15 protein-coding genes and 1 tRNA gene are annotated in these 11,438 nt (G+C 64.1%); 7 read left to right on the forward strand and 9 right to left on the reverse strand.

The features are described 5' to 3' along the window. Positions 1 to 2: 2 nt before the first annotated feature. From BLU77_RS03275 to BLU77_RS03295, 5 genes are all read right to left on the reverse strand, one after another. Positions 3 to 329 (reverse strand): ArsR/SmtB family transcription factor, encoded by a 327-nt coding sequence (locus tag BLU77_RS03275; protein WP_089771673.1) that lies wholly within the window; start codon positions 327 to 329, stop codon positions 3 to 5. Between the two features lie 171 nt (positions 330 to 500). Further along, on the reverse strand, positions 501 to 1,286 hold the full coding sequence (locus BLU77_RS03280; protein WP_089771674.1) for an ABC transporter permease: 786 nt from the start codon (positions 1,284 to 1,286) through the stop codon (positions 501 to 503). Continuing rightward, entirely contained in the window at positions 1,283 to 2,032 is a 750-nt protein-coding gene (locus BLU77_RS03285; protein ID WP_089771675.1) for an ABC transporter ATP-binding protein, read from the reverse strand. The genes BLU77_RS03280 and BLU77_RS03285 overlap by 4 nt, the downstream gene beginning before the upstream one ends. Next, positions 2,029 to 2,631, reverse strand: a complete 603-nt coding sequence (locus BLU77_RS03290) for a PadR family transcriptional regulator (protein ID WP_089771676.1) — start codon at positions 2,629 to 2,631, stop codon at positions 2,029 to 2,031. The genes BLU77_RS03285 and BLU77_RS03290 overlap by 4 nt, the downstream gene beginning before the upstream one ends. 275 nt (positions 2,632 to 2,906) lie before the next feature. Next, the gene (locus BLU77_RS03295) at positions 2,907 to 3,437 is read right to left on the reverse strand and encodes a glyoxalase superfamily protein (protein WP_089771677.1); all 531 of its coding nucleotides are present in this window, start codon (positions 3,435 to 3,437) and stop codon (positions 2,907 to 2,909) included. A gap of 379 nt (positions 3,438 to 3,816) precedes the next feature. On the opposite strand from BLU77_RS03295, the gene BLU77_RS03300 reads away from it, so the two are divergent. From BLU77_RS03300 to BLU77_RS03310, 3 genes are all read left to right on the forward strand, one after another. Beyond that, a complete protein-coding gene (locus tag BLU77_RS03300; protein ID WP_245708773.1) occupies positions 3,817 to 4,587 on the forward strand; it encodes a helix-turn-helix domain-containing protein in 771 nt (256 codons plus the stop codon). Positions 4,588 to 4,723: 136 nt separating this feature from the next. After that, positions 4,724 to 5,161: a PaaI family thioesterase gene (locus BLU77_RS03305; RefSeq protein WP_089771679.1), complete on the forward strand. Its 438-nt coding sequence runs from the start codon at positions 4,724 to 4,726 to the stop codon at positions 5,159 to 5,161. Positions 5,162 to 5,249: 88 nt separating this feature from the next. Further along, positions 5,250 to 5,558: a hypothetical protein gene (locus BLU77_RS03310; protein ID WP_089771680.1), complete on the forward strand. Its 309-nt coding sequence runs from the start codon at positions 5,250 to 5,252 to the stop codon at positions 5,556 to 5,558. A gap of 50 nt (positions 5,559 to 5,608) precedes the next feature. Here BLU77_RS03310 and BLU77_RS03315 read toward each other — a convergent pair whose 3' ends face one another. After that, on the reverse strand, positions 5,609 to 6,205 hold the full coding sequence (locus tag BLU77_RS03315; RefSeq protein ID WP_217632349.1) for a TetR/AcrR family transcriptional regulator: 597 nt from the start codon (positions 6,203 to 6,205) through the stop codon (positions 5,609 to 5,611). 310 nt (positions 6,206 to 6,515) lie between these two features. Here BLU77_RS03315 and BLU77_RS03320 point away from each other — a divergent pair, with 310 nt between their 5' ends. Further along, positions 6,516 to 6,896 carry a hypothetical protein gene (locus tag BLU77_RS03320; RefSeq protein ID WP_089771682.1) on the forward strand — a complete coding sequence of 127 codons (381 nt, stop codon included), beginning with the start codon at positions 6,516 to 6,518 and terminating at the stop codon, positions 6,894 to 6,896. Between the two features lie 107 nt (positions 6,897 to 7,003). After that, complete coding sequence (locus tag BLU77_RS21695) at positions 7,004 to 7,228, forward strand: hypothetical protein (protein WP_139177572.1); 225 nt, start codon at positions 7,004 to 7,006, stop codon at positions 7,226 to 7,228. 168 nt (positions 7,229 to 7,396) lie between these two features. Here BLU77_RS21695 and BLU77_RS03325 read toward each other — a convergent pair whose 3' ends face one another. Beyond that, a complete protein-coding gene (locus BLU77_RS03325; RefSeq protein ID WP_089771683.1) occupies positions 7,397 to 8,752 on the reverse strand; it encodes an MFS transporter in 1,356 nt (451 codons plus the stop codon). 67 nt (positions 8,753 to 8,819) lie between these two features. On the opposite strand from BLU77_RS03325, the gene BLU77_RS03330 reads away from it, so the two are divergent. Beyond that, positions 8,820 to 9,404: a TetR/AcrR family transcriptional regulator gene (locus BLU77_RS03330; protein ID WP_089771684.1), complete on the forward strand. Its 585-nt coding sequence runs from the start codon at positions 8,820 to 8,822 to the stop codon at positions 9,402 to 9,404. A gap of 263 nt (positions 9,405 to 9,667) precedes the next feature. Here the strand turns inward: BLU77_RS03330 and BLU77_RS03335 are convergent, their stop codons facing one another. Continuing rightward, positions 9,668 to 10,276 carry a TetR/AcrR family transcriptional regulator gene (locus tag BLU77_RS03335; protein ID WP_089771685.1) on the reverse strand — a complete coding sequence of 203 codons (609 nt, stop codon included), beginning with the start codon at positions 10,274 to 10,276 and terminating at the stop codon, positions 9,668 to 9,670. Between the two features lie 59 nt (positions 10,277 to 10,335). On the opposite strand from BLU77_RS03335, the gene BLU77_RS03340 reads away from it, so the two are divergent. Then, positions 10,336 to 10,881, forward strand: coding sequence for a GNAT family N-acetyltransferase (locus BLU77_RS03340; protein ID WP_089771686.1), 546 nt, complete (start codon positions 10,336 to 10,338; stop codon positions 10,879 to 10,881). A gap of 362 nt (positions 10,882 to 11,243) precedes the next feature. Here BLU77_RS03340 and BLU77_RS03345 read toward each other — a convergent pair. Beyond that, positions 11,244 to 11,319, reverse strand: a tRNA-His gene (locus tag BLU77_RS03345). Positions 11,320 to 11,438: the final 119 nt, after the last annotated feature.

Here is an 11,438-nt window from a genome sequence, read left to right on the forward strand (position 1 = left end):
CATCAATCTCCTTGGTCGTCCGACATGTCGTCCAGGTGTGCCTCGAGGGCGTCGAGGCGGCTCGCCCACATACGCCGGTAGGGCTCGAGCCAGTGATCGAGCTCGCGCAGCGGTTCCGGCGCAAGCGCATAGTGGCGACGAGGGCCATCCACACGGGCCTCGACCAACCCTGCCTCGCCCAGCACCTTGAGGTGCTTGGAGACGTTCGGCTGCGCTGTCCGGATCTGCTCGACCAGCTCCGAGACCATGAAGTCTCGCCCGCGAAGGAGGTCAAGGATCTGGCGCCTGGTGGGGTCGGCCAGGACCGTGAACGGATCGCGGGTGGGCATGCAGGCATTATTCCTACGAAAGAATATTCCTGTCAAGGAATGTGATATGCGTATCGCCGGGCGATGCCGGGGCAGGTGTGCAGCGGCAGTGCGGGCGAAGTGGCGTCGTCGAGGGCGTCAGGGCCAGTCGCCGATCGCCTACGGGCGGTCGCCGCAGGCCCGCCTACGTGATCATTCCCAACGGAAGAATGCGGACGCTACACCGACGCCGAGCGCGGTGGTGACTCCGAGGCTGACCCAGCTCTCCCACGCCACTGTCTCGCCGATCCAGGTGGACTGGAACGCTTCGACGGCGGCACCGAAGGGTAGCCAGGCGCCGATTTCGGCCAGCTGCTCGGGCAGGTTCTCCATGGGGCCGAACATGCCGCCGAGTGCAGCCATAGCGAAGAACGCGATCAAGCCGATGGCCGCAGCCGTGTTCGGCGTGGGAGCTACTGAGGCCACGATCATGCCCAATGCGTACATCGCCACGCAGCACGTCAGCAGCACCAGCAGGGCCGTGAACGTATCGGCGGGGAGACCGGCATCGAAGAACAACATCGCGACTCCGAAGGCGAGGGTGATGCCTACGAGTACTTGGACCAGACCGACCACCATCTGAGCCACCATCACCATGGCTGGAGAAGCCGGGGTGACCGCCAAGCGGCGCAGTACTTTGGTCTTGCGATACGTCGACAGGAAACTGGGGAAGTTCATCACCCCGATATAGGTCACCACTATGCTCAGCACGACTGGCAACGCGTAATAGTCCATCGCTGTGACGCCAGGAGCTACTTCCTGGCTCAGGTCATCAGTTCTCAGGCCCTGCATCACCAGCAGCAGGATGGGTAGACCCAGGGGAACGATGAGGTTGGCAGTAGAGCGGGTGATCATCTTGGCTTCGGCCTGGATCATCCGCATCCAGGCGTGGGGCCCCGGTCGGCGCGCATGGACGGTAGGCGTGGTCATGGTGGTCATCGGCCGTATTCCTCCTCGTTCAGAAGCGCTCTGCCGGTCAGCGTCACGAAGGCATCCTCCAGGGTGGTCGCTGAGGCCTGAGCTTTCAGGTCATCCGGGGCACCCTGGGCGATGATGCGCCCGGCATCGATGAGTGCCACCCGGTCGCAGAGTCGTTCGACTTCATCCATGGCATGGCTGACGAGAACCACTGTCTGTTCTTGTAGAGCCTCGATCGTCGACCACACCCGACGTCGGGCCAGGGGATCCAGCCCGGTAGTCAGTTCATCGAGGATCACCACTTGTGGTTGCCCCACCAGCGCCAAAGCAATCGAGAGTCGCTGCATCTGTCCGCCGGAGAGATTGCTGAAGCGGGTTGTGGCCTTCTCCTGCAACTCCACCATGGCCAAGGCCCGGCTGGCGTCCAAGGGGTTCGGATAGAAACTGCGGTAGAGGTCCACGAGCTCACGAGCAGTCAGCGCATCATGCAGATTGGCATGCTGCAGCTGGACGCCGAGCACCTGACGGACCTCGGCTCGGTCGGCGAGAGGATCTAGGCCCAGAATCCGGACCGAGCCCTCGGTGGGCTTGCGCAGTCCGGCGATCATCTCCATCGTGGTGGTCTTGCCTGCACCATTTGACCCCAGCACACCAAAGGTCTCCCCAGCAGGGATTCGCAGGCTGATGCCGTCGACTGCTGTCTTGTTCTTGTATCGCTTGACCAGCCGCTGGGCTTCGACGGCCAGAGGTGGAGTCGTATCCGTCATGCTGATCCCTGCTCTTGCCGCGGACCGTGCTCGGTCGGGTCGGTTTGCGGTGATGGTCCCTTCTCCGGGATCTGGGGTGGTTCGGCTATTCCGAGAAGTTGTCGTGTTTCGCGCAGCCATTCCCGTTCTGCCCTGGCGTGGAGGAGGCCGTTGCGCAGAGTCGCCTTCTGCAACCGTCCCGTCATGTCATCGGCTTCGATCGTGATCGAGGCCAGTTCGGTCAGTGCCTCGTTCACCTGGCGGTCTCGTTCGTCGAGCAGTCGCTCCACTCCTTCGCGGCCGATCGGGGTAGCGAAGAACAGTCGGGCGAGGAACGGCTCCTTGGGCTGGTCTGCCTCGACGGGGGATGACAGCCAGTCGGCCAGCTCCTGGTGCCCGACGTCGGTCAGGGAGTGCACCTTGCGGTCGGGTTTCCCATCCTGCGGAACCACCTCGGTCGTGATCGCTCCGGCCGCGCTCAGTCGGTCCAGTGTCCGATAGATCTGGGATCGGTCGGCATGCCAGAAGTGCGCCACGGTACCGGCGAAGGCGCGGCTCAGGTCGTAGCCACTCAACGAACGGATCGACAGCAGTCCGAGGATCGCGTGTTTCAACTCCATGATCGTAGTCTACTGCACACATATATGATTGTGCACCTATGCGCTGTGAGGTCGACTGCTGCAGTCGGTTCGGCCAGGTGACTGCTGCTTGCAGCGCCAGCGAGGGGTTGGGTGAGTGTCGGCCGCCGGGGGAGCTGGGATCACCGCTCACGGAATGGAGCCACGTCGTGGATGGAGAACCGCGCGATCACGTGGCAGAAGACTGCACTACTGCCGACGGCGTCGCGCGCAGCCAGTGTGTCGTTCCGGCAGTCTTCTGACGTTCAGGGCCTGCGTCAGTCGTTTGTCTCGCAGAGGCGTAGGACGTTGCCGAAGGGGTCCGTGATCTCGATCGTGGGTCCGCCGGGGGCGTCGCGGTCGATGCCGGGGTTGAGCCGTGGGTGCGATCGTGTGGAGATCTCGGCGAGGAAAGTGACAGCGTTGGCTACGGGTACCCAGACTACGGTTCCTGGCGTGCCATCACCGTGATGCTCGGAGAGGTCGAGGGTCGTCTCGTCGCGGCGTATTCGCAGGTACAAGGGCATCCCAGGCTCGAAACGGTGTTCCCACTCGACGGTGAAGCCCAGATAGTCCAGGTAAAACTCTCTTGCGAGGGATTCGTCGTGGATGCGGAGCACCGGGACCGATGCACCCATGCCAGGGCGCACGGCGGACAGTCGAGCTGATGCGGTGTTCCAGTCGGTGAAGCCGAGTTGTTGCGAGACGATCTCCAGAGCGCGGCTATGACTGATGGAGGCGTCAGCCGCGGCCAGGCTCCGTCGCAGCGTTCGCGCGGCCGTCTTGGCATCATTCAGGGTGAAGTGCATGAGTTCATCGCTATCTCGGTGCCGTCAGCATGGTCGGTGCCCGCGTTGCCGTCCGGGGCGCCGTGACAGTCACGAGAACCTCTGGCAGAAGATGCGCTCGATGTGTTCACCAGGCCGAAAATCTCGGCGCGGGCGGCAGGCTCATCGAGAAGCCCTGCCCGCAGACTATCAAGGCCGCGGTCCGGCATCCGGACCTGGGCCGCCCCGCGCTCGGCTGTCGTCGCACGCATGCCAGCCGACCAGCCCTGTGCGCACGCACGGTCAAGAGGTGGATTCCGACGTCGAACTTGCACGGGTTCCCGCGAAGGAGCCATGGTTCTCATGATTCTTAGAGTCATGGAAACCATGACGTCTGGCTACGATGGTGCGCGTGACCGCCATGAGTGCGACACCGATTGGTGAGCTCCTGCGGGCCTGGAGGGTCAGGCGGCAGTTGAGCCAGCTCCAGTTGTCGTCACGGGCCGATGTGTCGACGCGTCATCTGAGTTACGTGGAGACGGGGCGGTCCACGCCGACACGACAGATGATCGAACGGCTCGCGCACCATTTGGAGGTTCCACTGCGCGAACGCAATCATCTGATGCTAGCCGCGGGCCTTGCGCCGACCCATCCCGAGCGTGGACTCGATGCACCTGAATTGCTGGCAGTGAGCAGGGCACTGCAGTCGCTCCTAGAGGCGCACATGCCCTTTCCCGCACTTGTCCTCGACCGGTGGTGGGACATCGTCGATCGCAACGCGGCGACCGATCTCCTGCTCGCCGGATGCGCGGCCCATCTCTTGGAGCCGCCCATGAACGCGGTGCGGTTGACGTTGCACCCTGAAGGTCTGGCTCCGTGGATTGCCAATCTGGGGCAGTGGCGCTCGCGCCTGCTTGCCCAGGTTCGGGCCAGATTCGACCGTGACGGTGATGTGCGATTGCGTGATCTCGCCGTGGAAGCAGCCGCCTACCCGGGTGATGGTGCCGGTCGGCTGGCACCCTCCGATGTGGTGATGCCACTTGAACTCACCATCGATGGCGCCATGCTGCGCTTCTTCAGCATCTCCGCAACAGTGGAGTCCGCACGAGACGTCACCGTCGACGAACTCCGTATCGAGGCGTTCTACCCGAGCGACGATGCGACGAGAAGCGCCGTCTTCGCTCTGACCTGAAGCGGGCGGGTGCCGAAGAGCTGGGCGCCGAGGAGTCGGGGGTGCATGACCTGTGAGGTCATCGGCAACCAGCCGCTGCAGAGGCGATTCTTGAACGCCAGCACGATCGTCACCGCCTCGACTACCCGGAGTCCACATGCACCCGCTTGCCAATCACTGGATCGAGAACATCGTTCTGCAATCGCCCGTCGCGCAGACTCTCAGCATCACCGCGCGCTCAGCGGACATCGATCACGTGACCTTCGTGATGCCGTTCTCCGAAGCATTGACGACCACTCCCGGCGTGCTGCACGGCGGTGCCGTCGCGACCTTGATCGACACCGTCGGTGCCGCCGCATCGGCATCCGGTATCTCACCCGATGTCCCGGCCTCCGGTGGCGCGACCACGAATCTCCTCGTGAACTATCTGAGATCAGCCAGCACGGACCTCACCGCAACAGCCACGGTCGTGCATCGAACCCATTCGGGAACACTCACCGAAGTGCACGTCACGGACACCCAAGGGGATCTCGTCGCAACCGGACAGGTCAACAGCCGCATCTTCTACGAGGGCCCCGATGCAAACCCAAAATAGTACGGTCGTGCTAGGATGGGAACTGTCCACTCGGAGGCGCAGTGCTCGCCCCCTTCGGGGTCTGAGTCGATGTCAGGGAGGTGTCACGATGAGTGATCTGGGGAACTTTGTGGAAGAACGGCTTGCCGAGGAGGATCTTCCTACGGAGGTGCTGCAGGCCTATGGGCGCGTCCTCAAGGTCGCGGGGCAGATGCGCAGGGCTGGTGCGGAGGGTGATCTGATGTCGTGGTTCACCGGCGCAAGCGCCTTGGTCAAGGCGGGGGAGTATGTCTTCGGCGCCGATGCCGAGGCGGAAGCCGCTCGTTTCAGTGACCAGCTCCTGGCTTCCCTGGCAGCAACATGGAGCGACCACCCTGATTACAGGTCCCGGTGGGCCAAGAAGCTCACCTCGAAGTAGTCACGGTTGGTGACTCATGACTGAAGGTGCGCAACCCGAGGAATGTCGGCTCAGCGCGAGATTCCACAGGTGCTCGCCTCGCCGGCGATAGTGGCCAACTCATCCTGGATGAAGTAGAGCGCCCAGGTGACATCGCTGTCAACGGGCTGGTGGAACAGGTGGAACGCGAGCCCGTCGATCAGTGCGTGAAGTCGACGTGCCAGTGATGCCGCATCTGGCGTCCCAGCCTGCCCTGTCAGCATCTCGACGAGGCGGGCGCAGAGTCCGGCGAGCTGCCGATGTGCATCGAGGCTCACCTGCTGTAGGCCCGGCACTGCGGCGCGTTCCGCAAGGAGTGCGAGGTTGACTTCATATTCGGCCCGACTGTCCGGGTCGAGGGGGAGAACACTCTTGATGATCGCCAGCGCATATTCGCGTGGGTCATCGTGGGGTGCGGTGGCGAGAAGCCGCTCGGTCACGCGTTCCATCATGAGCTCGGCGGAGAACTGCACGAGTTCCGAACGCGTCGGAAAGACGTGCCTGAGGGAGCCGACGACGACGCCCGCGCGCTCGGCGACTGTGCGAACCGACACCGCCGAGATGCCCTGATCGAGGATCACCTGCCACACCGCCTCCGCAAGCTGAGCTTTGCGTGCATCCCTGTCCATTCTTCGAGGCATGGGCACATGCTAGCACGGTCGTGCTACACTGCGTGAATTATAGAAGCACACTTGTGCTACAACGTGAAGGCGCAGAGGAGGGAGGAGCGCTCACGCCCGACGCCATGAGTCTGGGGACCTTGCTCGCGCTTGCAATTTTTCGTCGTCAGCATCCGGATGGATAGCAAGGGCACGAGGGCGCGGTCCTCGCCGTGTGAGACAAATCCGCGCTGGAGTGGATCGGCAGATGAGCAACGCGCCGTCATCGTCCAGAACTTCCCCGATCGTCGAAGCTCACTGAACTATCTGGAGATTCCCCATGAAAGAGACACGCACCCTCCTGTGGCGACCAGTGAGCAAGTGCCTTCTTGCCGTGGTCGCCTTATCCCTCGCGTCGCTCGGGCTGGTCGGCTGCACTACAGAGGCTTCGAACGCCGATCCGGAGATCAAGACCTTCCCCTACTCCGGCGAGACCCTGATTCTCAAGACGAACGAAGTTGCCACAGATGTTGTCGCGACCGATCGCGAGGATATCCAAGTCACCCGCTGGTTCGAACATACGGCAGGCTTCGAGCGGCTCACGTGGGAACTCAACGGCGACACCCTGGAGATCGATGCCGGATGCCACGGCATCGCGATCTGCGACGCCCGCTTTGAAGTCGAGGTGCCACAGGATCTCAATGTCGAACGGGACTGGTGAGCAGGCACCCGCAGACCCGCAAGGCGCTCACCCGTGACCCATGCGCCGCCAACGGTCAGAGCCAGTCACGGTTGGGTCGAAGAATAGCCACCGAAAGGTAAGAACTCATGCGAGCAGTCATAGAAATCGTCGGAATCATTCTGGTAATCAACGGAGTCGGTGGCTTGTGGAACGACGACTTCGGGCTACTGGCCCGGCTCGCCGACGGCACAGCGCTCACCGCACTCCAGATAGGAGCAATCGCAGTGGGCGCAGCACTGATCGGTGGAAGTCTGCTGGGGCGAAAGAACGCGAAACAGCGCCAGCAAAAGACCACAGAGTTTGATAATTGACGGAGCCAATGGCGATCTCGCCTGACGCAGTCGGGTCATGCGACTGTGCGTGGACGATATCCGTGTTCCACGCGAACGCTTGGGGCGCGTCTCGCATCTCTCGATGAGTCATCGGCGTCCCTCGATGCTGAGCGGGGCGTTGGAGTGGGTCACGACGTGACCCTGGTGTCATGTGTGCTGTGGTCCGCAGCGGTGGGTGGGGATCGTGGCCGCCGCGGCGATCACGGCGACGACGGCTGCGGCCATGAGGAGGAAGGCGGCTCTGTCGGTGCCGGTGATGGCGGCCGCGGTGGTCGCGGCGGCGAGACCGATCGTGCCGCCGAACTGCTTCGCCGTGTTCATCAGGCCAGAGGCTGCGCCGGCGTATTCGGGGCGGACTCCTGTGGTGACGAGCGTGGCGAGCGGAGTGTTCATCAGGCCACCGCCGATCCCGATCGCGACGGTGGGCACCAGGATGGTGAGGGCGAAGGGACCGTGGTCGAGAACTGTGAGCCAGATCAGGCCCGGAACGGTGCTCACGACACCTGCCACGATCAGCGACCGGGGCGTGCGTCGTTTCATGAGGCGGGGCGTGAGCCAGAGGTTGACGACCAGCATGCTGGCGGTGAGCGGGAGGAAGGCCAGACCGGCCTGGATCGGCGAATAGCCGAACTGAGTCTGCATCCGGTAGGTCAAGAAGTACCACAAGCCGACTTGGAAGCATGCGCCCGTCAGTGCGGTCGCGATGTTACCGAGGACGATCAGTCGGTCTCGTGCGAGCGCACCCGGCACGAGTGTGTGAGGCGTGCGGTGCTGCTGAACAAAGAGCGCGATGAACAGCGCGACTGCTGTCGTACCGACGACGACTGGAAGGCCCCTCATCGCTCCCTCGCCGGGGACGGACAGCGCGTAGGTGGCACACGTGAATGCGGCCGTTGCTAGCCCTGCGCCGAGCAGGTCGATACGTCCCGCGCGGCGCTGGTCCGGGGTTCGTCGATGGAGGACGAGTGCTGAGATGAGGACTCCGAGTCCAATGGGTAGATTGATCAACAAGGTGGCTCGCCACGAGATGAGGTCGGTGAGCACCCCGCTGACGATGTTGCCCATTCCGCCTCCTGCGAGGCTCACGGCAGTCCAGACTGCGATTGCTCGCGTTCGACCCGGGCCTTCGGCATGGGTGGTCGTCAGCAACGTGAACGTCGCCGGAGACAGCGCGGCGGCAGAGATGCCCTGTGCGGCACGGGCTGCGATGAGCACCCAACCGTCCGTCGCGAGGCCCCCGATGAGGCTCGCCAGGGTGAATGTCCCCACGCTCCAGGCGAGCAATCTCGCGGTGCCCACGACGTCGGCCAGTCGCGCGCCGACCAGGAGCAATCCGGCGAAGCCGAGGCTGTAAGCCATTGCCACCCACGACGCGGAGACCCTTCCGAGTCCGAGGTCGGCCTGGATCGAAGGCAGTGCGACGTTCACCACCGAGATGTCCAGCACCACGATCAGCTGAGCCAGACAGGACGTCCACAGCCCGCGTTGCGACGGAGATGGCATTCCCCTCCTTGATACGCGTGTATCACCTGATACGAATGTATCATCGGGAGATGGAGGGATCCTTTCGATGACGGAGTCCGGGCGCAGGGCCGAGATCATGGAGGCTGTTGAGCGCCTCCTGGCCCGCGGTGGAGTCAACGCCGTCACCATGAGAGCCGTGGCCGCCGAAGCGGACGTATCCCTCCGGCTCGTCCAGTACTACGGCAGCACCAAGGACGAGCTCCTCGGAGCCGCGCTCGACCGGCTCGCTGACAAGAGTGTCGAACGATGGCGGGCCCGCGCCCGTCGACAGAGGGGATGTGAATCGCGACTCGACGTCATCAAGGCGTTCGTCGACGAGGCGCTACCGACCGATACGGCGAGCGAAGGTTTCCATCGAGTCGGGGTTTCCCTGGAGGGGGTGGCGATCGCCAACCCCGGCATGGCAGGGCGGGCCTATCAGAAGCATCTGAGCGGGCTTGCTGACCATCTTGCCGGGGTCTTGCAGTCCGACGAACTCAGCGCCACAGCCGCGCGCCGCCTCGCCCTGGAAGTGATGGCGCTGGCGCACGGCGTCGGGACACTGTTGATGGCAGGGCAGCTCTCGGAGCGCGACGCCCAGGCGCTCGTCAAGAACTACCTCGAACGACTTGAACCACACCTATCTCCATGACTCCGGACGTCTTGGCGGCTGCCAAGAACCTCCTGCTCCGCAGCATCAGCAACCACAGTTTGCTTCTCCTGGCACCGTCTGAGCGCAACAGGGTCTGGTGCATCCGCGGCCACGAAGCGGCTCGGCCGGTGTTCACCGATGCCCGCGAGCTTTCCCTCAACTATCTGACGATGCTGCGGATCGAGGAGATGGCCGCCACTGCAACTTCCCGATATCGCATGGCGTGCTGGAAGATTCCGTATCGTTGGCGCGGGCGACCCCTCTTACAGAACCACGTGCGCCACGAGGGGCGCGAGGCCGGCTGCGACAATCGATTCGCTGTCTACGGCATGGTCTCGGTGCAGTCGCGAGTAGAGCGGGGCGATCTCAGGATCGACAGGGGCCGTGCGTTCATCTCCTGCCATCGAGGTGGTGGTCGCGCTCCCGATCACGAAGTTGGAGAGTGCATAGGCGGCTCCGAGCGGGTCCCGGGCGCCTGCATCGGCGAGGAGTGCGCACATGCGCTCCGAGAGTTGAAGGTAGTGCGGCCCGCGGGGCGCGCGCATCGCGATCACCTGGGTTGCCCAGCGGTGGCGGGCGAGATGTCGGTAGTAGGTCAGCATCAGGTCGTGCAGGCCGGCGTCCGTGATGGCCCGCTGGATGGCCGTGTCCTGTGCGAGGGCGTTGTCCAGGGCAAGGTCGAACAGGTCGTCTACGCGTGCAACGCGCGAGTAGAGGCTCGCCGGCGCGACACTGAGCTTCCCCGCGACAGCGCGGATGGTTAGGGCTCGCAAGCCTCCGTCGTCCAGCAGTTCGGTGGAGATGCGGGCGATGCCGTCCACGTCGACCACGCGCGTGCGGCGTTGCGGCTTGCGGTGCTCCCAGTAGCTCACCCCTCCACCGTATCCAAACAATGTTCGGCCCTGTAGCCGTACTATGTTAGTTTTGCGGGGTGAGTGAGGCGGTTTCGTTCCCTGTCTGCACTGACCGTCTGCGCCTGCGCCGGCACATCCCAGGTGACTGTACGTGGCTGCATAGCGTCTACTCGCGCCCTGATGTCGCCCGGTATCTCCTGGATGAGCCGTGGACGATCGAGGATGCGGAACGGCACGCCGCCGAGCGTGCGGAGAAGACCGACCTGGACGGCGACAGCGGGGCGCTGGCCCTCATCATCGAACGGGACGATGAGCCGATCGGGGACGTGACGCTGTGGTTCACGGATCGCAAGCGGCGGGTGGCGGAGATCGGCTGGGTGCTCGATCCCGGGTTCGGAGGCCACGGTTACGCGGCCGAGGCGGTGCGTGCCGTACTCGACCTCGCTTTCGACCACTACCGGGCGCACCGGGTGGCCGCGCAGATGGACGGCCGCAACGCGGGGTCCGCGAAACTCGCCGCGAGCGTGGGGATGCGGCAGGAGGCACATCTGCGGCAAGACTGGTGGAGCAAGGGCGAGTGGACCGACACCCTGATCTACGCGATTCTCGCCACCGACCGGTAACTCCGCGGTCGGCGTGCGCCCCGCCTACGTCTTGGATGTCTCTCAGACCGCCGGGGAGCCGATTCCAGCACCGCCGTCACCGGCTCAACTCGAAGCGGGGACGCCCGACGGACTCTGGCCGGTCTGGCGCAGAACGTGCGGACGGCCGGGTTCGTGCTGATGGTGCCGCATGAGGCATGGCGCCACGGTGGCGCGACTGGTCGAGTGGCACCGCGAGAAGGTGCCGATCAGCACTGAAACGCGGCGCGCCGTGGGGGCGCATCTGCATGCCAGTCGGCTACGCATGAACACCCGGAACGAGAGCGAGGTGCGAACCCCACCCGAGAATGGTCTCTCGGGCGAAAGTTCACACCTCGCTCGTCTGGGGTGGCTAACGGGGCTTGAACCCGCGACCCCCGCGACCACAACGCGGTGCTCTACCAACTGAGCTATAGCCACCAAGTACATCCGCACACGGCGGCTGCGATCCACCAGTGTAGCGAACGATCAGGCCGCCTCGGGACGCCCGATGGTGTGGTGATCGGCACACCACCGGGCGTCCCGTGCTGTCGAGCGTG

This window comes from Ruania alba (assembly GCF_900105765.1).
Lineage (GTDB): Bacteria > Actinomycetota > Actinomycetes > Actinomycetales > Beutenbergiaceae > Ruania > Ruania alba.